The organism is Prevotella sp. oral taxon 299 str. F0039 (assembly GCF_000163055.2).
Lineage (GTDB): Bacteria > Bacteroidota > Bacteroidia > Bacteroidales > Bacteroidaceae > Prevotella.
Genome location: NC_022111.1, coordinates 1,207,730 through 1,228,694, shown reverse-complemented (window position 1 = coordinate 1,228,694; position 20,965 = coordinate 1,207,730). Strand labels below are relative to the sequence as shown.

At 39.8% G+C, this 20,965-nt stretch carries 21 protein-coding genes and 1 pseudogene; 12 read left to right on the top strand and 10 right to left on the bottom strand.

Annotated elements, in window-relative coordinates; genetic code table 11:
* The first annotated feature begins 146 nt into the window (after positions 1–146).
* The 7 genes from coaBC (at position 147) to HMPREF0669_RS10305 (ending at position 7,245) form a co-directional block, all read left to right on the top strand.
* Positions 147–1,370, top strand: a complete 1,224-nt coding sequence (coaBC, locus tag HMPREF0669_RS07795; protein WP_009228016.1) for a bifunctional phosphopantothenoylcysteine decarboxylase/phosphopantothenate--cysteine ligase CoaBC — start codon at positions 147–149, stop codon at positions 1,368–1,370.
* A 187-nt stretch (positions 1,371–1,557) separates the two neighbouring features.
* Positions 1,558–2,475 (top strand): DUF4835 family protein, encoded by a 918-nt coding sequence (locus HMPREF0669_RS07790; RefSeq protein ID WP_020967318.1) that lies wholly within the window; start codon positions 1,558–1,560, stop codon positions 2,473–2,475.
* Positions 2,476–2,543: 68 nt separating this feature from the next.
* Entirely contained in the window at positions 2,544–4,220 is a 1,677-nt protein-coding gene (gene recN / locus HMPREF0669_RS07785; RefSeq protein ID WP_009228018.1) for a DNA repair protein RecN, read from the top strand.
* A 196-nt stretch (positions 4,221–4,416) separates the two neighbouring features.
* Positions 4,417–5,523, top strand: coding sequence for a type I restriction endonuclease (locus HMPREF0669_RS07780; RefSeq protein WP_009228019.1), 1,107 nt, complete (start codon positions 4,417–4,419; stop codon positions 5,521–5,523).
* Between the two features lie 186 nt (positions 5,524–5,709).
* On the top strand, positions 5,710–6,291 hold the full coding sequence (locus HMPREF0669_RS07775; RefSeq protein WP_009228021.1) for a hypothetical protein: 582 nt from the start codon (positions 5,710–5,712) through the stop codon (positions 6,289–6,291).
* A gap of 180 nt (positions 6,292–6,471) precedes the next feature.
* Positions 6,472–7,032: an outer membrane beta-barrel protein gene (locus tag HMPREF0669_RS07770; RefSeq protein WP_009228022.1), complete on the top strand. Its 561-nt coding sequence runs from the start codon at positions 6,472–6,474 to the stop codon at positions 7,030–7,032.
* A gap of 15 nt (positions 7,033–7,047) precedes the next feature.
* Positions 7,048–7,245 (top strand): hypothetical protein, encoded by a 198-nt coding sequence (locus HMPREF0669_RS10305; RefSeq protein ID WP_009228023.1) that lies wholly within the window; start codon positions 7,048–7,050, stop codon positions 7,243–7,245.
* Positions 7,246–7,405: 160 nt separating this feature from the next.
* On the opposite strand, the gene HMPREF0669_RS10135 is transcribed toward HMPREF0669_RS10305, so the two are convergent.
* The gene (locus tag HMPREF0669_RS10135) at positions 7,406–7,882 is read right to left on the bottom strand and encodes a D-Ala-D-Ala carboxypeptidase family metallohydrolase (RefSeq protein ID WP_009228024.1); all 477 of its coding nucleotides are present in this window, start codon (positions 7,880–7,882) and stop codon (positions 7,406–7,408) included.
* A 12-nt stretch (positions 7,883–7,894) separates the two neighbouring features.
* Positions 7,895–8,335 carry a hypothetical protein gene (locus HMPREF0669_RS07765; RefSeq protein ID WP_009228025.1) on the bottom strand — a complete coding sequence of 147 codons (441 nt, stop codon included), beginning with the start codon at positions 8,333–8,335 and terminating at the stop codon, positions 7,895–7,897.
* Between the two features lie 254 nt (positions 8,336–8,589).
* Between HMPREF0669_RS07765 and HMPREF0669_RS07760 the strand changes: the two genes are divergently transcribed.
* Positions 8,590–8,904, top strand: a complete 315-nt coding sequence (locus HMPREF0669_RS07760) for a hypothetical protein (RefSeq protein ID WP_156860572.1) — start codon at positions 8,590–8,592, stop codon at positions 8,902–8,904.
* A gap of 15 nt (positions 8,905–8,919) precedes the next feature.
* Here the strand turns inward: HMPREF0669_RS07760 and HMPREF0669_RS07755 are convergent, their stop codons facing one another.
* The 6 genes and pseudogenes from HMPREF0669_RS07755 to HMPREF0669_RS07740 all read right to left on the bottom strand — a co-directional run bounded on the left by HMPREF0669_RS07755 (position 8,920) and on the right by HMPREF0669_RS07740 (position 14,148).
* Entirely contained in the window at positions 8,920–11,508 is a 2,589-nt protein-coding gene (locus HMPREF0669_RS07755) for a hypothetical protein (protein WP_020967317.1), read from the bottom strand.
* Between the two features lie 11 nt (positions 11,509–11,519).
* A complete protein-coding gene (locus HMPREF0669_RS10595; protein WP_009228027.1) occupies positions 11,520–11,714 on the bottom strand; it encodes a hypothetical protein in 195 nt (64 codons plus the stop codon).
* Positions 11,715–11,757: 43 nt separating this feature from the next.
* On the bottom strand, positions 11,758–11,955 hold the full coding sequence (locus tag HMPREF0669_RS07750) for a hypothetical protein (protein ID WP_009228028.1): 198 nt from the start codon (positions 11,953–11,955) through the stop codon (positions 11,758–11,760).
* A 780-nt stretch (positions 11,956–12,735) separates the two neighbouring features.
* The gene (locus HMPREF0669_RS10300) at positions 12,736–13,053 is read right to left on the bottom strand and encodes a hypothetical protein (protein ID WP_009228029.1); all 318 of its coding nucleotides are present in this window, start codon (positions 13,051–13,053) and stop codon (positions 12,736–12,738) included.
* Positions 13,049–13,186 (bottom strand): annotated as a pseudogene (locus HMPREF0669_RS10465) (DNA damage-inducible protein D); the annotation flags it as partial. The pseudogene HMPREF0669_RS10465 and the gene HMPREF0669_RS10300, both read right to left, overlap by 5 nt.
* Positions 13,187–13,680: 494 nt before the next feature.
* Complete coding sequence (locus HMPREF0669_RS07740) at positions 13,681–14,148, bottom strand: HU family DNA-binding protein (protein WP_009228031.1); 468 nt, start codon at positions 14,146–14,148, stop codon at positions 13,681–13,683.
* A gap of 669 nt (positions 14,149–14,817) precedes the next feature.
* Between HMPREF0669_RS07740 and HMPREF0669_RS07735 the strand changes: the two genes are divergently transcribed.
* From HMPREF0669_RS07735 to HMPREF0669_RS10460, 4 genes are all read left to right on the top strand, one after another.
* Positions 14,818–15,819 (top strand): FecR family protein, encoded by a 1,002-nt coding sequence (locus HMPREF0669_RS07735; RefSeq protein ID WP_009228032.1) that lies wholly within the window; start codon positions 14,818–14,820, stop codon positions 15,817–15,819.
* Positions 15,820–16,089: 270 nt separating this feature from the next.
* Positions 16,090–16,653, top strand: a complete 564-nt coding sequence (locus HMPREF0669_RS07730; RefSeq protein ID WP_009228033.1) for an NAD(P)H-dependent oxidoreductase — start codon at positions 16,090–16,092, stop codon at positions 16,651–16,653.
* A gap of 67 nt (positions 16,654–16,720) precedes the next feature.
* Positions 16,721–18,925, top strand: coding sequence for a ribonuclease R (rnr, locus tag HMPREF0669_RS07725; RefSeq protein WP_020967314.1), 2,205 nt, complete (start codon positions 16,721–16,723; stop codon positions 18,923–18,925).
* Between the two features lie 159 nt (positions 18,926–19,084).
* A complete protein-coding gene (locus HMPREF0669_RS10460; RefSeq protein WP_156860571.1) occupies positions 19,085–19,234 on the top strand; it encodes a hypothetical protein in 150 nt (49 codons plus the stop codon).
* Between the two features lie 28 nt (positions 19,235–19,262).
* Here HMPREF0669_RS10460 and HMPREF0669_RS07720 read toward each other — a convergent pair whose 3' ends face one another.
* Together HMPREF0669_RS07720 and HMPREF0669_RS07715 are read right to left on the bottom strand one after the other, a co-directional pair.
* A complete protein-coding gene (locus HMPREF0669_RS07720; protein WP_009228035.1) occupies positions 19,263–20,369 on the bottom strand; it encodes a glycosyltransferase family 1 protein in 1,107 nt (368 codons plus the stop codon).
* Between the two features lie 121 nt (positions 20,370–20,490).
* Positions 20,491–20,955, bottom strand: coding sequence for a MaoC family dehydratase (locus HMPREF0669_RS07715; RefSeq protein WP_009228036.1), 465 nt, complete (start codon positions 20,953–20,955; stop codon positions 20,491–20,493).
* Positions 20,956–20,965: the final 10 nt, after the last annotated feature.

Here is a 20,965-nt window from a genome sequence, read left to right as displayed (position 1 = left end):
TCATAGGTGGCAACAAATGGGCTTTAAAAGCCTCTGCAACGCCTCGATATAAAACAAATGACAAGAGATGAGCCCCTCATCTCTTGCTTCATTAAATAGAGATAAAAAGCAATCGCATTTCTAATAACCATTATTTGCAAAACAAAATGCTAAAAGGAAAGAAGATAGTATTAGGCATAACGGGCAGTATTGCTGCCTACAAGGCTTGCCTCATCATACGAACACTCATCAAAAAAGGTGCAGAAGTGCAAGTGGTGATTACCCCTTCGGGCAAAGAATTCATCACCCCCGTAACCCTTTCGGCACTCACTCAAAAGCCAGTTGTTAGCGAATTCTTTTCTCAAAAAGATGGTTCTTGGCACTCACATGTCGACCTTGGACTGTGGGCAGACGCCATGTTGATTGCTCCTTGCACCGCCTCTACACTCGGAAAGATGGCTAACGGCATTTCCGACAACATGCTCATCACCACCTATCTCTCGATGAAAGCCCCCGTTTTTGTGGCTCCTGCAATGGATCTCGACATGTATCAGCACCCCACAACCACTGCTAATATCCAAAAGATAAAGAGCTTTGGCAACATTATTATCGAGCCTGCAAGTGGCTTTTTGGCAAGCGGTTTAGAGGGAAAAGGACGCATGGAAGAGCCTGAAGCGATTGTTGAAGCCCTCGAAAACTATTTCATCACCCACCCCACTAACAGCGAAACCATTTCGAATCTCTTTGGAAAAGAAGTGTTGATCACCGCTGGTCCTACCTTTGAAAAGATCGATCCCGTGCGCTTTATCGGCAACTATTCGAGCGGAAAGATGGGCTTTGCCCTCGCAGAAGAATGTGCCAAACGAGGCGCAAAAGTCACTCTTGTAGCTGGTCCTGTGGCTCTTTCGGCCTCAAAACGCATTGAACGCATCAACGTTGAGAGCGGAGAAGAGATGTACCATGCCGCTAACAAAGCGTTTAAAACGGCTGATGTGGCTATTCTTTGCGCTGCCGTTGCCGACTACAAGCCCCAAAACGAGGCGAAGGAGAAGATAAAACACAGCGAAGGCAATATGCAGTTGGATTTGATTTCAACACGAGACATCGCAGCAGAACTGGGCAAACAAAAGACTGCCCAACAGCTTTTGGTGGGCTTTGCGCTCGAAACTCACAACGAAGAGTGCCACGCTAAGGAGAAATTGAAGAAGAAAAATCTCGACTTTATCGTCCTCAACAGTATGCGAAACGAGGGCACTACCTTTCAAACAGCCGACAACCAAATTAACATTATCAGTGCCACTGAGAACAAAGCATTTGAAAAAAAGAGTAAAACTCTGGTGGCAATAGACATCATCGACGAGGTAGAAGCACAGCTACAAAGTAAGAAGTAGACCTGCAAACATTTCTCATCGAGTTGTAACTTGCGTACTTTTACATCTCAATAGCAGTGCCATTACACCCCAAAAGAATTGCTTTTAGTAGCTAAAACGAATGCTTTTTCGTTGTTAAGAATAAGTACCTAGTCCACAAGTATTTACACTTGGCAAGACAACATCAACCACACCCCATTTTAACGATATGAAGTTTCACATTTTCAAACTATTGCTTCTGGCTCTTCTGGCAATCGTCTTGCCTCAAAAAGCGCACGCCCAAGAACTTCGTGCACGTATCGTTATCAACCACAATCAAATACAAGGCACCGACGTTAGCGTGTTCGACAACCTGAAAAAAAGTCTCGAGCAGTTTGTAAACAACAAGCAATGGACCGACTTGCAGTTCCGAAAAAACGAGCGCATTCAATGTATTTTCAACATCACAGTGCAAGAATACGATAACAGCTCGAATCTCTTTAAATGCAAAGCGTTGATACAAGCCAACCGACCTGTATTCAATTCGAGCTACAACTCGGTGTTATACAACAACTACGACAACAACTTTGAGTTTACTTTCGCACAGTTCGACCAGCTCGAATTCAACGAAGAAAACGTCCAGAATCAGCTCACCACGCTCTTTGCATACTATGCTTATCTCATTATTGGCATCAATCTCGACTCGTTTTCGATGCTCGGTGGCGACGACATTTTGCAGCGTTGCATGAACTTAACCAATGCTGCTCAAAACCTAAACTACACGGGTTGGAAGGCATTCGACAACGATCGCAACCGCTTTGCGCTCATCAATGAATACTTAGACCCTGCTATGCGACCCTTTAGAGAGTTTCAATACAACTACTATAGGAAAGGACTCGACGAGATGGTGACGAACCCTGAGCGAGGAAGGGTGAACATTTCGCAAACCATCGAAGAGCAATTGGCGAAGTGTAAAGAGAACAAACCGCTGTGCCAATGGCCCATTATATGGAGCGACTACAAAAAAGATGAATTGGCAAACATCTACCAAGGCAAGGGAACGCCTAAGGAAAAGGAAACGATATACGACATTTTCTTTAAAATCAACGCCAGTCAAAGCAACACATGGAACCGCATTAAGGAATAAAATAAGGCTCCACAACCCATCTAAAAAAATATTTATCAGTCAACAAACAACAACAAACGGCAATAAAGATGTTAAAGCATTTATACATTAAGAACTTCACTTTGATAGACGAACTCAATATTGATTTCTTCTCAGGATTCTCTGTTATCACTGGAGAAACGGGCGCAGGAAAGAGTATTATCGTTGGTGCTGTGGGACTATTAAAAGGTAATCGTGCCGACATTAAAAGCATCAAGGCGAATAGAGACAAGTGTATTGTAGAAGCAACATTTAACATCTCTGCCTACGACATGAAGAATTTGTTCGACGAACACGATATTGATTATGATGAAAACGAATGCATCATTCGCCGAGAACTGAACAACAATGGCAAAAGTAGGGCGTTTATCAACGACATGCCTGTGTCTTTAACCACCATGAAAGCTATCGGTGAGTGTCTTATCGACGTGCATTCTCAACATCAAAACTTGCTGCTTAATCAAGAAGATTTCCAATTAAACATCATAGATATCATTGCTCAAAGCCAAAAACAATTGGCTCTTTACACTCAAGCCTACAACCATTATCGTGAGGCCAACAAGCAATTGGCTCTGTTAAAGGAGACGATTGAAAAGAATAACGATAACAAGGACTTTATGAGATTTCAGCTTAACGAGCTGGAAAACATGCAGATTAAGGACGGAGAGTTAGAGAGTATTGAGCAAGAGGTAGACCTATTGGGTCATGCCGAGGAAATTAAAGGAGCTTTATACGATGCCTATTCGAACCTGTCGAACGACGATTCGGGCGTGGTGAACAACCTTAAAACGGCTCTAAAACGTGTGGAAGATATTGTGAATGTGTATCCCGACTTGAGCGATACCTCTGCCCGTATGGAGAGTTGTTACATCGAATTGAAGGACATTATGCAAGAATTGGGCAGAAAGGCAGATAACATCGAACACGACCCTCAACGTCTTGCGTCGCTAACTGAGCGTTTAGATGCCCTCAACAACATTCTCCATAAATATCACGTAACATCTGAAAGCGAGCTATTGGCTATTCAAGCCGACCTTTCTAAACAGCTCTCTATGATTGATAATGCTGATGAGGAACTGGCTGAAATGGAACGAAAAGCGAACGAACTACTCCAACAATGCACCGACCAAGCGGCTCTGCTCACTCAACAACGCACAAAGGCTATTGCCGAAGTGGAGCAGAAAATGCTCGAGAAGTTGGTGCCACTGGGTATTCCTAACGCTCGTTTTAAGGTGAACATCGAGGCGAAACCGCTCTCGAACGATGGTTGCGACAAAATCACTTTCTTGTTTAGTGCTAACAAAAGCACCGACCTTCAGCCTGTAAGTCTAGTGGCTTCGGGTGGCGAAATTGCTCGTGTTATGCTCTCGTTAAAGGCTCTTGTGAGCGGTGCTGTGAAGCTTCCTACTATCATTTTCGATGAGATCGACACGGGTGTGAGCGGTAGTGTGGCTGAAAAGATGGCGCAAATTATGTATGAGATGGGTCAAAACAACCGACAAGTAATCAGTATTACGCACCTACCTCAAATCGCTTCGATTGGCAGTAAGCATTATAAAGTGTTGAAAGAGGAGACTGCCGAGGGCACAACGAGCACCATGACGCTCCTCAATATGGACGAACGTGTGGAGGAAATTGCGAAGATGCTCAGCGGAAGTAATATCTCGCAAGCGGCTATCGACAATGCTAAAATGTTACTATCCCCACACGATGGGGAGCGAAAATAGCATAAACTGCGAATAAAAACCGCCGTCCGTCGTACGGACCCCCATACGATGTGGGGGCGAAAGTAGCATAAACTGCGAATAAATTTCACCCAATGGGGAACTGACAAGCCTACTTAAATCGGGCAAATATCATGATATTCATTGCAAAACTTAAATACAATTGTTATATTTGCATTATTAAACAAATATTAAAAACATGGATTTTAAAGAGACAGTCTATCTACTTTCTGAGAGAATACGAACACAAAAAGATTCTGTTGGTACCGAAGAAGCAACCAAAACTGCATTTGTTCTTCCGATGATTAAGGCACTCGGATATGATATTTTCAACCCTCTTGAGGTTGTCCCTGAAATGGATTGTGACCTAATAAGAAGTAAAGGAGAGAAAATAGACTATGCTATTTTAAAAGACGGAGAGCCTATTATACTTATTGAATGTAAAGATGTGAAACAAAATTTAGACTTACATTCTACTCAATTGCAAAAATACTTTGTTGCAAGTAAATCTCGCTTTGGTGTACTTACCAACGGAATTGAATGGCGTTTCTATACAGATATTGACAGAACAAACATCATGGACGAGACGCCTTTCCTTGTGATTAACATGCTCAATCCATCTGATTCGCTCCTTGAACAATTGAAAAAGTTCCATAAATCAAACTTTAACGAGGAAGAAGCCTTCGGCAATGCAAACGAATTGAAATACGTCAACGAAATTAAAGCAATCTTACAACAAGATATGGCAATGCCTTCCGCTGCTTTTACCGAATACTTTGCTCGACAAGTGTATAAAGGACGCACTAATGCAGCAGTCATAAAAGAATTTATTCCATTGGTAAAAAAGTCATTATCAAGCGTTATAAGCGACATTATACAAGACAGATTAACGACTGCTATAAAAACAGAAGAACAGCAAATTGAGGTTGTAGAAAAAGAAGAAACACCCGAAATAAAAGAAGAAACCAATGTTACTTTAACCAAAGAAGAATTAGATGCGTTAGCAATTATCAAGAAAATTCTTTCTGAAAAATATAATTTATCGGAGCTGTTTTATAAGAAACTCAAGGGATATCTACTCGTTTATAACCCTAAAGAATACTGGTGGATATGTAGATTATCATTTAAACCCTATGCTAAGTCTGTCTTCTTCCCCGACGAAACTTATAGTGGAAACTATAAAAGAATATCACTATCAAGCATAGAAGACCTTTATAACTTTAAAGAACAAATACATACTTCTATGCAAATTTCTATCATTAGAAGAGAAAGATGGTATAGTCTTCACAAAAAGTCAACTATATAAAAGAAGAAATCATTCATGATGCTGATTATAAATTCACCTTTATAGTCAGCATTTTGTTTATCCTCTCCCCTACTCGAAACAAGGGATTAGGGGCAACAAGCAAAGCAATAACAACAAAAAGGGGTGCTTTGCTTGTTCTTTATAGATATTTCCCTATCTTTGTAAGCAATCAAACCACAAAAGATAATGAAAAATATTAGTATTCTATTCTGCGCCTTTCTATTGGCAACAACAACCTTAGTGGGTTGCGACAATTCTGGTGACGACAACAAAAACGTACCTACAACCTGCTATTTTGGCGGTTGGATAGACCTGCAAAAGATACCAACCATCACCAAAGAGACCTTTCAAAAACAGATTGTTGGTAAGGGTTGGAAACACGAATTCACACAAGAAATAAACGCAAAGGGCATCATTGCGCAAAAAAGTTACTACAAAGACTTAATGGGAATAAGTCCTATCGACTTCTATTTCACTGAGGGCAGCGTTACAAGCTTCTTTTATTCAGACGCTCTTAACCAGGATGTTAAGACCACAAAGGACTATATCTACGACGAAGCCACCAACACTATTCAGCTAATTAACAGCAAAGAACCTAACAACCGCATATTGGAATGCGACGGAACACACCTCTCTATCATTCAATTCTTGGGCTATAAGAACGACGGAACGGGCAAACTAACAGAAAACTACGGCGTTTCAAGATACAGAAAGATGACGACTCAAGAACTGGAAGAAATGCAAAAGACTTATATTGAAAAGCCATAACAAATAAAAACCGCTGTCCGTCGTACCTATTACCCATACGATGGGGGGCGGTTTATCATACCTATTACTCTAACTTTTTAGTGCTCTTCCCCGTTAGCAGAGGTAGATTAGCCCTTGTGCAATCAAGAATATTTAGCTATCTTTGTTGCGATAAACCTTGTAAATCAATAAAATTAGATAATGAACCAGTTAACTAAGAAAAGAAACATCTTACTACTCCTCTTCTCACTACTTGCATTTTGCAATCTACAAGCCCAAACAAAACAACAAGTTTATGTAGAACTACTTGGTGCTTCCACCACCGTTGGTGTGCATTATGATAGTCGATTTGGTAAAAATAGCCACTGGGGATTTAGAGCAGGATTGGCTTTTACCAGCACCGACAATCAAGATTTTATGGAATGTGACCCCTTAAAAACACGAGGTGTTACCCTTCCTGTTGGCATCAACTATCTCATTGGCAAGAATAAGCATTTTGCAGAGCTCGGATTAGGCGTAAGTTTCGGAAGCTATCAATGCACCCTTAGAAAAGAAGAAAAGCTTTTTAAGAAGAACTTAACAGGCAGTTTCCTCTTTTTAGATATGGGTTATCGTTATCAACCCGCCAAAGGAGTGTCGGTTCGCTTAGGTCTTAACCCAGGATTGGCTCTCAACTACAAAGAAACAACAAAAGAAAACGACAACACTATTACTCGTTCAGCAGTAATCTATCCTTATGTAAGCATTGGATTAACCCTTTAACCCTATATAGACAGAATGAAAAAAGAGATTTTACAAGTTCTTTTCATTCTCATTTTGCTCTTCGCCTTGCTCAGTGTCATGGACTATTTACAAGGTAAAGAGATAGACCATGTAGCGAATTTGGCACAAATCATAGGCTTTGTTGTAACCGTGTTCGCATGCAGAAAGCTACATCATTGGACGCAACAACGCAACCAAAACAAAGAGAAATAAGCAGACATACAACGACAAACGAGAGAGAAGCAATTCCCTCTCGTTTCTTTTTTTATGCACTCACAATTCTTTTTTCAAATAGAAGAAGAAAGAAGTGAGCATTTTAGCAAAGATAATGATGTGTTTTTGGCAGAGCCTTTCAACCCACAAAAGCCATAAGTTATTTAAAATCTCGATAGTGATCCGTTAGATCCACCGCCATATTGCGATTATAGCGTCGGTCGCTTTTATAGCTAACGTGTAGCCAAAACGACGGAGTTTTGCGCTTTCTCTCCAACAGCAACTGGTCGAACGTGCAGTGTTGGCATATAAAATGAAACATTTCTAAGCCCCTTTCTCGGTTCGGAACATAGATGTCTGCCGCCTCGCCAAAGGTGTGTTGCGACAAAGAGTTGGCGCAAAGCGCACTGTTAAGTCGCTCACTTCTAAATCCACTCGTTATCCTTATTGCCCCAAAACGATTTCGGAGCGGTTCTAAAACATGCTCGCACAAAGCTTTTAGTCGGGCAATTTGCGTGGCATTGGGGCAGTTGGTGATGTGCAGTTGAGTGGCAGTTGCCGATGAGGTCATTTCCTTTAATGAGAAATGAGGTGTTAAGAAGAAATCTTTTTCAATGGTATTGATTGTTCTATTCATTTTGTGTGTTTTTTAGTTGATGGTTGATTGGTCGACATATTCAACGACAATTTCGTTAGAGAGCGGGCGTATCTCAGCATTTTTGCTCATCAACAGCTCATATCGTTCAAAGATGTTATATTGCCTCACACCCTTTCTTTGCCGTGCTCTAATCACTATTGCCGATGGATTGGCAGGTATCCTCACTTGCAACAAGCCAAAGAACAGAGCTGTAAGAATGCGAAACGAGAGCGGAAAACCCTTGTCGTCGATGAGCAAGCCCTCTGAATAAATAAAATAAACCAGCGACACCAAGTCGGTAGTAGTGCCTTTCCAGCGACATTTGCACGAGGGTTTCAGCCACAAAAGCCTCAGCAATTCTTCGGCAATGCAATAGCGCACATCGCCTGGTGGTAGCTTTCTTGCGTTTCTTTTGATGTCTGAAACGCTTAAAAAATCAGTTGGTCTTTTCATAACATTGTGTGTTTCAAAATAAATGATTGTTGTGTTTTTTTATTGAATTGTTCGACTGCAAAGATAAAAGAGAATCGAGAAGTATTTTTTCGTTTTTCATTTTTCCTAGTTAACAAACTATAAATATTCACCTCTTGCGGGTTGATTGAAAAACGAAGGGAAAGGACAAAGAATCTAAAGAAAAAGCAACCACAGAACAAAACGTGGGCAAGGTAGGCAAAACTACAAAGACAAGAAAAAAGAAAGGAGAACGAATGATTTTTTTTGAGGGCATATTGAGCAAAAAGAGAGCAGAAGAGGCAGAAAGAATAGAAGTACTTCAAAACAGAAAGGGGAACGAATGGAAAACACGAGTGCAACAAGCCTTCTGCACGGCTCTGCAAATGGCTCGCCAAAATGAATGCTATTACAGCTCATTCTCAACACTATTAGCACCCAATAGCAATGACATTGTCACCCAAAAGCAGTGCTATGAAAAGGGAGGAAGAATGAGGAGAAAGAAAAAGTCCTGTTTTATGGCGAACATAAGACAGGACTTTTGCATATTCAGCTCGGGGCTGTTAGGGTAGTATATCTACTTTTAATTATTCTGCTGCTGGGCGAACTGAGAATCCATAGGTACGCACATTAAAGAATCGTGGATAAACACCATCGTATTGAATACCCATTACACAACCATTATTAAAATCGGCTGGTAAGGCAGTCCAGAAGTCTCCATATTTCTTATACCATGCTAAGCTACCATTTCCATTATCCATATAGCCTGCTGCAGGGAAGAAAATAGTTTCTTCTTTATTGCTATTTGTCCAGAACTCGTGTCCCATTTTTGCCGTGAAAACCGACTGAACATTGGTTCCATCTACATTCATTTTACCTTGATTCATACCATTTTCGGTGAAACCTGTAAAGGCATTACCTGCAGGAACGGTGAAACCTACTGGCGAAGGATCGTAAATTGTCTTTATAACAGGACCATCATTACCCACATTATGATCACCAGTTGAAGTATTATTTATCGACCATAAGTTATAGAAGTTATAAAGTTGGGATAGGGAAGAACCACCATCAATCTTTTTATCCGAATTTAATTGCGTTACATAGAAATTGCCTGGATTCTGAATAACAGGTTGTAGAAAAATCTTATCTCCTGCAGCTCTATTCACTCCAGGAACGTTTCCGCTTAATCCTGGGAATGCATCTTTACGTCCCCATTGATATAATGTGGTGATACCCTCACATGTTGAGGTGCCGGGAAGTTGCTTAACGGTTACATACGATATTTGTTTTTGACCCGTGTGACCTACAACTTGTTCAATCTTTATCTTCACTTCTCGTGTAGTAGAATAAGATGTACCAGCCCAAGAAATTGGTTTCCAACCTAATGTTTCTTTTGTAAAATTGAATATCTTACCTTCTTTGTTGGTAACTGCAATCTTTTTGAGAGCGTCTTTAGGTGCAAACCACAAGTGCCAAGACCAAACTATGGTGTTATCTTTCTTCACTGCAACAACAGTATTACCGCTCTTGATGTCGGCTTGCTCTACTTTGAACTTCACAAAAGCATTTCCACTTGCATCACGATAAATAGAAACAGCGTTCGGGCGCACTATATTTGGCTCATCCGTCCACACAATTTGAGCTGCATTCACACCATTGTTTGCACGATTGTTGGTTCTTTCTATCCATGGATCAGTAATACTTGCACCATTATGGTCTACCAGATTCTGAAGAATAACATTTTTGGGTTGTCTATTAATAAGCACATTAAGGGTAGAAACATTACCTTTATATGCGCTTGTATTGATTACACCGTTTTTAATTGCATTACCATAAACCAATGGAATTATATAAACACCTGGTGCAGAAATAACGTAACTATTAGCCGTATTCTCTACATTTGCAGCACCAGTGCTATTAGATAGGTTATAAGGAGCTGCATCAGATCCTAAAGCTCTTGCATTTCTCAACTCATTATTACGCTGAACAACAAGGTCGACAGGAGGTGCAGGAACAAGCGAAGCTGTTGTTTCTTCTGCGCTTTCGCCACCATTTCCTTCTGTTTTTAAGTTGCCCAACCAAGCTGGTTTCTCTGTCATTGCAAAGTTTCCGTCGCCATTTGCATCATAACCAACCACCTTCCATGCCACAGCTTTCTTGGTTCCGTCTGGAGCCTCACGATAACTTGTGATGGAATACTTCTCGGTTGTAGTTTCATTATACTTGGCTATTTGAGGACTTGTTGTCAAAAGCGTATATGTCCATGTTGAATTCTTTTGACTTAATTTATATATTCGAGTTGTACCTTCTTTCCAAGAGCCTGTTAAAGGTATTGTTATTTTGGTGTTATCGCTAAATGTTACCTCTGCAGTTACCTTGCCTGTGAGGTCTTGAGGAATCATATAGAAGGTGTAACCATCGTTCAATTTAAGAATATCATTCTCTGTTGGATAAGTTTTTTGGTTTCTTACAATACTATTGGGGTTTTCATTTGTTTTATAATTCAAGCCTGCAAGTTCTACATCTCCACGAGTGTTATAACCTGTGTGATTCCATGTTGCGCCTGTTCCATCGTATTTATTAGAAAGAATATACTTGCTTCTTAGTAATACATTCTTAAGAGTAATCTTGTTAATGGTTTTATTGAATGAGAGATTTTGACCCACTGCAAAGCGAATTGCGGTGAGTGCGTGACGGAATTTGAGGCTGGTTTGAGGAGCTTTTCCACGTGTTAGGTAACGAACATCACCCGAACAAGCTGTCATAAGATCTACTTGCTCCATAACATTGGTCTTCACCTGAAAATCGATAGTAGGACTTGCGGTTGCTGTTGCTTTAACAATTGTCATAGCATTATATTTGCTCACATCTGGATAAACAGCATAAAAACGAGCATATTGTTGATCCCACGACCATGGATAATAGCTATAAAGCTCACCATTGCTACGAGTCTTAATTGCATGGAACCATTCATTCTTCATATTATTCGCAGCTGTTCCACGCATACCTATTGACGAAAAGTCGCCAAAAGTAGTCATATTGATAATGTTTGCACGTGTTGCCACTGGCTTTTGGACAGGATTTACACCCTCAATAGTGGTTTCAATGAAGCACACATCGAGGTTTTTATCATCTTGAGCCTCAAGCAATTGTCCTTTAAGATCTGAAAGTTTCACTCCCGAAGCTGTTACACCACGAGTGGTAGTAGCATTGTTTCTCGTGGGTTCATCTTGCGATCGCCCACATGAAACTTCACGGCAAGTTCTTGATTTGCTCCATTATAATCGCTGTCTAAATTATTTTCTGTACACGAAACAGCAGATAACGCTATACCGCTGATAAACAATACAAACAAAAAACTATAGAAATTTATCTTTTTCATGCTTACTTTTACTTTTTATCTTTTATCTTCTCATCCTAAAAACTTACCCCTCAAGGTTATCACTATCCCCTCCATCGTCGTATCTTGGCTGCTCAATAGTAATATTTCCTGCAGGTTTTCCATCGCCACCTGGGCGTGCATTGGGACTTGCTGCAAGAAGATAATTATTCTCTACAATATCAAACACCGCAATAGTTGGCGCAAGATATTGTTGTTTCTTGTGTTTATTGTTTTTTACCATTTCTTTTTTTATTATGGAATATTACCCTATAACTCTATCACAAAATGAGATATTGAAAAAGAAAAAACTCTCATTTCTGTACGTTTCGGCTTTTTCACTATAAATTTTACACATCGTTAGAACAACGATGATTCGATATTTCTTCTACTTTTTTCTAACATTAGAAGTGCAAAATTATTAAAAAAACAACCATTACATTATTATATAGAATTTATTTTAATTTTTTATTTTATACTTTTACATTTATTTGCAACACATCTAACTCATTATCATTATCTAGCATCAACTATATTAAAATTGAAGATCAAAGGAATCGTAGTTTTTTTTGTTTTTCACTCTCTTTTTTCTTATCCCAAACATTACATTTTTTTGCATTCTATTTTATTAAATTATCACAATAAAAGAGCACAAAACCACTACTTTTAGCACAAATAATTAGCAGATTAAGGGGCAAAAAGAGTGGAAAAGCAAGTAAGATAGTATCTTTTTAAGCATTTTTGGGGGTATGGAAAGGGAAAGAAGGAGGGTATTTACAAATAAAATCGAAAGATTTTCAACAACAAAGTGGAGGACTTTTTATGCGCATGCACTAAAGAGAAGCACAGAAGGAGAAAATAGATAAGAGCAAAAAGTTGAGTGAATATAAACTTAGTAAGCTGGTAGCATATGAAAATAAAAAGGAAAAAGACTCCTCAAAGCGCACAGCATTGAGGAGCCTTCATTACGAATATTATTTAACCAGCCTGAAATTTACTAGACGATGGTTACTTAATGTATTGTCTATTTGCGAATGTTCTGCACCAATCTACTCATACATCCTTGTCCAGGTGCAGAGTAATCTGGATTAACATAATCGTTAAATAAGAATCTAACGTGTGATATTCCAGAAGATCTGAATGTGGAAGTGAAATAATTACCATGATTACCCCACTGAATTAATGTTGCATTACCTGGAGATCTGTAAGCCGTTAATGGAATAAAGACAGTCCCACTATTTTTAATTTTCTCGTAGGTTATGGGATTATTCTGTGCATGTACCCCTACTCCAAAAGTAGGTCTTTGATTAGAAAACAACCTCACAGCTTCTAAGAAAGGCATATCGAGATAGTTTTACTGATTCTACTGGTCGTTTTCCACCTTTTCCAATCTCGATCATATCGAGGATATCCTCGAAATGATCCTCCACCTTGTATTGACTATTAGCACAGGCTTCTTTCGCTTTTTTTATTACTTCCCTCTCCCCATCCTTCCCATTCTCTTCCATAAGGCAACAAAAAAGGCACCGAGAGTTATCTCGATGCCCATTTTAAAGAGAGGTTTTGTGTTTTTCTGATGCATACTTTGGTTGAGTTCTGCATTTCCGTTGCGTTATTCTTACGCAACATTTAGAACAAGTCTACATACCTTTTGCGTTTTTCATGTATTATGTTGCACACTTTCTCACACACTTTCAGACAGCATCAACGTATTTGTTCAAATCCATTCTGCGACTGAAAAAAGCGTTGGCTATACCCTCTTTCGCCCCAACTATACCGCATCTGCTTTTCCGTTGACCGTAAAAAAGAGGATGAGCGAATAGACAATGCCGAAAACATAAATCATTGTGAAGCCAACGAAGCGACGCACCAGCGTCCAGAAATCGTGCAAGAGCGTTCTCACTACAATTATTAAACTATTCATAAACAAAGGTTTTAAAGTAAATAAAAGTTATCAAGCCACTACATCTTAGGCATGTGCAGTCTCGCTTGTTGCTCCACCACGAGCCTTTTTAGGCTTTTTCACGTCGTATTTGGTAGCCTCTTTCACCGACATACCTTGAAGTAAGAAACTTGCACGCTTGCGATTGGCTGTGGTGTAGCTGGTTGGACGGAAGAGCACTCGTGCGCCAACAATGTTCTTTTGAGGAGTAAAATCGGTTGAAGTGTCAGCAGGCTTGGTTTTAAGTCCAACCTTAAAGCTTCCTAAACCATCTAATACTACCTTTTGAGAGTTCTGCAACTGAGCTCGCATCACGTCTACCAACTCGGCAATTACCGCAAGGATATCACTCTTTTTAAGCGTACAATTGGCTTGCATGATGTTGGCAAGACCTTCGATGTCGATCACCCCTGTATGCAATGCTCGTGCATACCACTTTCCTTTTGTTTTACTTTCTTTACGATTGTCTTGTGTTAAACGATAAACTACTGACATAATTTTTTCCTTTCTTGTTTTTTTGATTGTTATTACTGAATTAAAAAGCTGGCGAAAAAGCATTGAGAATGAAGTGTAATAGTCGACATTTTACCCATCAATTGCAGTGACTTTACTCACCAATAGCAACCCTTTTGTTTTTGATTGCAATGCAAAGATAGAACAATGTCAAAGGCGTCGCAAGAAAGAAGTGTGTAGCAAAGTGTATAGCACATAACTTTAAGGTTTTAAGTTCGTGCTAAAATAGAAATAAGAGTCATAATGTTTATCTGTTTTCTGGCTTTAGATGTAGATCTCAGCATAACCAATAAACTCTTAAGAAATAAGATAAAGCTCATAAAGCGTTTACTAATAAATGCTACTTTAGCAAAAGATTCTACTTCTAAAAGAATACTCTCACCATAAAAACAAATACTTATCGTGTTTCAAACACGAACAAAAAATATCATTGCATTCAATGATACTCATTTCTTTATGATACTTATTTCATAACCTAAATTCTATCTTTTACTCCTCTTTTTATTCCCATCCTCACACTTTTATGTAGCCTAAGATCAATAAAATAATACAATATCATCACAAAAAGTACTAAAATCGTTATTTTCTTTCAGTATTTTCATAGCTTTGCTTGTTAAATAATAAAACACATTATAGTTAATCTTTATTTTTATGAAGTTTCAATTTATTCATTATATAACTAGTAAATGCTCTGAAAAAGATTACTCTGAGCTGAGTAAATGGGCAAAAGAAAACCCGCAAGACTTCAAACGTCATGCAGAACTTTACCATGTTTATATGATGGCAAAGGCAACAACAGTATCTCAAAAGGATACCGATGCAGCTTTTGAACGATTGAAAGAACGAATGAACACCGCTCCTGTTGAATTGAAATTAACACGTTCTTCGTGGAAAAGAAGAAACTTTGTGGCTTCAGTAATATTGTTTTTAACCCTCATAGGAACAGCCCTTGGTTGGAAAATGCTCAACAATAATAGTGCAAACACTGCCGAGCTAGTAAGCGTTTGCACCAATGACAACAATGTAAAGAACGTTATTCTACCCGATGGAACAAGTGTTTGGCTCAACAAAAATAGCGAGTTAACCTATCCTAAAACCTTTTCAAACAACACAAGAGAAGTGCAGCTAAAAGGCGAAGGCTATTTCCATGTGGTTAAAAATCCCCATCATCCATTTGTTGTTCACAACCAAGCGCAAGACATTAAAGTACTTGGCACTGTGTTTTATGCCTCTAACAATCCTTCAACTCATCAATATATTGTGAGCTTAATAAAAGGCTCTGTAGAGGTGAAAAACATGCTTTCGAATAACAGCGTGCGTCTGCTTCCAGGACAGAGAGCTGTTGCCAACGATAAAGACGGATTGATTTCGGTAAGCGAAATACCCACAGGAAACGACGTTTTGTGGCACCACGAAATACTATCTTTCAAAAAATCAACCCTCAACAGCATCATGGCTACCCTCGAAAAGATATATGGCATCGACATCAAAGTGAAGGCTTTGCGCCACAGAAACAACACCTATTCGGGCGAGATAGCACCCCGACAAGACATCGAGAACACCCTTAAACTATTGCAACTCACCCTACCTTTCAGCTATAAAAAGCAGAAAAGCGATTCAAACAATAGTTATTTTGAAATAACAAGCAAATAAAACACCAACAAACAGGGCTATTTGGGCTCTGTTTCATTATCCTAAGTTCATTCAAAAAGCAAGACGACTCCACCTTTGGGGTTGTCTTTTTTTGATGTCATAAAGCTCCTTTTTATAGAACAAAAAACAAAGAAAAAAGAGTGAAAGAGACAAGAAAAACATCAAAAAGCATGGTTTAAACCAAGAAAAATATTGTAACTTTGTAGAAAAGCACAACGACACAAGGCTTTATTAAGAAGAAGAAGAACAATAAAACGAAAGGATATGCAAATGAAAAAAGTATTAATTGTTTCAGGACACTCTAACATTCAACACGATTCTGTGGTGAATTCGCTCATCTTAAAGCAAGTGAAACAAACCCTTCCAGAGGTAGAAATCGACTCATTATGCGAGCTTTATCCCGACTTTAAGATTGATGTTGCAGCCGAACAAGCAAAAATTGTAAAGGCAGATATCATCGTTTTTCAGTTTCCTTTGTATTGGTTTGCTAAGCCATCTATCCTGCAACGCTGGGAAGAAGAAGTGTTCTTGCACGGCTTTTCACACGGAAGCAATGGCGATAAGCTAAAAGGGAAAAAGCTCATTGTTTCGTTCACAGTTGGTGCTCCTGGTGAAGTTTATTCACGAGAAAGCTCACTTGGCTACACCCTCAACGACCTATTGCTCCCTGCATCTCAATCAACTGCAAGCTTTGTGGGCATGACTCTCGAGCCATTTGTTTACACAACAGGTGTTTCTTACGCTCTACGTAGCGACAAAGAACAAGCCAAACAACTTGAAGAGAAGGCACTTTTGCATGCTCAACGCTTAGTTGAAGCCATCGAAAAAGCCTAACAGCAAAGCGCAACAACAAGGCACATCTCGTAAAAAGATTATATTATCAACCTCTTAAACATTAGTTATGTCGAAAAAAAAGAAAGGCGGAAAGAGAATGTCTGCCAATAAAATGGTAGAAAAACTCGAAGAGTTCTTCCGCTCACATCCCAACAAAAGCTACTCGTTTAAAGAAATATTCAAGAACTTAAAGCTCGATACTCACCCCTTAAAAATGCTCGCCATTGATTTAATGGAAGAGTTGGCGTGGGAAGATTTCTTAACTCCTGTAGCCGATAACGCCTATCGATTGAATGTAGACACACAGGTTCAAGAGGGACGTTTCGTTCGAAAAAACAACGGGAAAAATGTCTTTATTCCCGATAACAGCGATCTTTCGATCTTCGTTGCCGAACGAAATTCGATGTTTGCACTCAACGGCGACAGGGTAAAGGCTACCCTGTTAGCTCGCAGAGAGCACCACATGAGAGAAGCAGTGGTGGTTGAAATTCTTTCACATGATAAGGATACGTTTGTGGGAACACTAAGAGTTGAGCACGACTTAGCTTTCCTTTCTACCGAAAGCAACATCTTTGCGCACGACATTGTCATTCCTAAACGCAAACTAAAAGGCGGTAAAGATGGCGATAAAGCGGTGGTAAAGATCATTCAGTTCCCTGGAAAAGAATCGAAAAACATCATCGGTGAGGTGATTGATGTATTGGGAGTGAGTGGCGATAATGATGTAGAAATGAACACAATACTTGCTCAATACGGCTTACCTTATAAGTATCCCAAGGCAGTTGAGCAGGCGGCAGAACGCATTTCAGCTGAGATTACACCCGAAGAGATTAGTAAGCGTGAGGATTTCCGTGAGGTGTTCACTTGCACCATCGACCCTAAAGACGCTAAAGACTTCGACGATGCGCTCTCTATCGTGCAACTTCCCAACGGCAATTGGCAAGTGGGTGTGCACATTGCAGATGTGTCTCACTATGTAAAAGAAGGCTCTATTATCGACAAGGAGGCGCAAAAGCGAGCTACTTCCATTTATTTAGTAGACCGAACCATACCGATGTTGCCCGAACGCTTGTGCAACTTTATATGCTCTTTGCGTCCTGATGAAGAGAAATTGGCATATAGCGTAATCTTTGAAATGGACGAGTTGGCGAACATAAAGAACCATCGTGTGGTGCATACCGTGATTAAAAGTAATCGAAGATACGCCTATGAAGAGGTGCAAGCCATTCTCGAAGACAACGGAGTGGTTGATGGAACGGGCGAACCAGCACCTAAACGAGATCCAAAAGAATACAAAGGCGAGAACGCTTACTTATTGATTATGCTCGACACCTTGGCAAAACAGCTTCGAAAAGCACGCTTTAACAATGGCGCAGTGAAGTTTGATAGAGAAGAACTGCACTTTGATATCGACGAAAAAGGACGCCCAACACGTGCTTATTTCAAGATGTCGAAAGACGCTAACAAGCTCATCGAAGAGTTTATGCTCCTTGCTAACCGCACAGTGGCAGAGGATATTGGTCGTGTAAAGAAAGGAAAGAAGGCGAAAACCCTACCCTATCGTATCCACGATAACCCCGATCCGTTGAAGTTAGAGACCCTAAGAGAGTTTGTAACGAAGTTTGGTTACAAGCTAAAGACTGACGGAACGAAGGGCGAAGTGGCTCGTTCATTAAACCAATTGATGGACAAGTCGAGCGAGAGTGCTAATCAAAAGCTCATTCAAACCATTGCCCTAAGAGCTATGATGAAGGCAAAATATTCGGTACATAACATCGGACACTTTGGTTTAGCGTTTGAGTATTACACCCATTTCACAAGTCCTATCCGTCGATATCCCGACACAATGGTGCATCGTTTGCTCACCCATTATGCCCAAGGAGGTCGTAGTGGCAACAAAGATCATTATGAAGAGTTGTGCGAACATTGCTCTGAAATGGAGCTTGTGGCACAAAATGCCGAGCGAGACTCTATTAAATACAAGATGGTTGAGTTTATGAATGAGCACTTAGGCGAATGCTTCGACGCTCATATTAGCGGTATAACGTCGTACGGAATCTATTGTGAGATAGACGAAAACCACTGCGAGGGTATGATACCTATGCGTGATTTAGACGATGACTACTACGACTTCGACGAAAAGAACTATTGTCTTGTGGGACGAAGAAAGCACCACATCTATCGTTTGGGCGATGCGCTTAGAATTAAGGTGGCACGTGCTAACCTCGAAAGAAAGCAACTCGACTTTACATTAAGCGACGATAAGGAATAACAATAAAACGTTCCATACGATGTAGGGCGACTCTATACGATGGACGACGACTCCATACGATGGAGGGTGAAGTTTTATTTCAGGGCGAGTTAGACCCTTCTCGGGGGCAATTAAGATTGATTTACAGAACAAAAAAAGTCAGTGTTGCAGGCAAATAAAATGATTTTCCAAAGCAACCAAAAGAATTTTTCACGCCTAACGCCTCACCCCTTTGTTTATAAGGGTTGTGAGAGTGCAAAAGAAAAGCAACGCTATTGCAGTGCAAGGGCGTTGCTTTTTGTATGTATTAGCGTTGCTTTTGTGAGCTAATTCGATAGTAAAAGAAATGGAAGCAAAACTATTTCTCTTGCAGAATGTCGATATAATAATTGAGATATTCGTCGACAGCCTTATCCCAATTGAACTTTTGTGCTTGAGCCAAACACATTTTCTGACGTGTTTCAGGGTCTTTTTCATATTCAGCCAACAGCTTTTGTGTTGTTTGCGCCATCTTTTCAGGCTCTAACTCATCGAAATAATAAGCTGCATCGCCTCCAATTTCGGGCAATGAGGTGAGTTTTGAGCAGAAAACAGGTTTGCTTGCCGTCATCGCTTCTGCCACAGGTAAACCAAATCCCTCGCTCTTTGATACGAAGAAAAACGCTTTACAATTGCGATATAGATAGGCTTTCTCGCCTGCCGACACGCAACCCACAAAGCGAACGTTGGTGAGTTGGTAGCGTTCAACAAGAGAATAAAGCATTTTGGTATACTCGCTGTTTCCTCTTCCTGCAATAACTAAAAACTCATTGGGCAAGAATCGCATCATTTCAATTAAGAGATGCACATTCTTCTTGTCGTCTAATCCCGACACAGAAAGGAGATATTGATTGGGAAGTCCGTCTATTTTCTCTTGTGGAACCTGCATTTGATCGGTCACACCATTATATATAATGCGCTTAGGATGAGGCACATTGAAACGGCTCACCACGTCGTCTTGTGCAAATTGAGATATAAACGAGAGGTGAGTTGCATGGCGAAGCGTTCTGTTTATCTTTTTCGAACGTTTTTTAACCTTATCTTCAGGAAGATTATTATGAAAATAGTTAACGTCGTGAATGGTTACAAATGTATGTGGAGAGAGTGTTGTGTGGAGACGAGGAAGTTGCTGAGTCCAATGCACAAGGTCTACTTTAGGGAAGAAAAGGTGCTTGATGCATCTTGGTAAAGACTCGTTAAGAAGACGATAACGCCATTTTTTTAGAACTAGATATTCTACATCTTCTCCATAAGCTCCAGTCATTCCTGCAGGCACAAGGAAACAAAGTTTAATGTTGTGTTTTGCTTTTAGCTCGGCAGCTTGCGCACTCATGCGAATGGCAAGATTGTGATTAAACTCTCCAAGTCCTTCGTATTGGTTAGAAAGATTATAGAGATAAATAGCAACTTTCTTTTCTTTTGTCATATTGTTGTTATTTCTTTATTATAATTATAGCCTACTTTAATCGCTTAAAAGTAGGCTGTACTTCGTTTGGCATCAGTGTTTGTAGATTTATTTCTTATGCAAAACGAATGGTTTTAAAGTGCTATTCAAAGTAATATAAGAAGGTAGCAATGCCCTCTAAGGCAGGTTTTCTTTGTCCTTCTATTTCAATTTTAAATTCAATCTCAGTTTTGCAGATACCACGAAGATTGCTAATAGAATGCAGTTTGGTAACCAATCGCACCCTACTTCCAGTAACAACGGGTTGTCCAAAACGCATTTTATCCATTCCATAGTTCACAAGCATCTTGATATTATTTACCTCGATGATTTGTTCCCACAAGTGAGGAAGGAGCGAAAGAGTTAGATATCCGTGTGCAATAGTGTTTTTATATTGGCTTTCAGCCTTTGCTTTTTCCACATCAACATGAATCCATTGATGGTCTAAAGTGGCGTCTGCGAATAGGTTTATACGCTCTTGATCTACCTCTAACCAATCAGAAACACCAAGCTGTTCACCCAAATGAGCAGCAAACTCTTCGTAAGAATTGATAATTAACTTTTCCATTTAATATGCT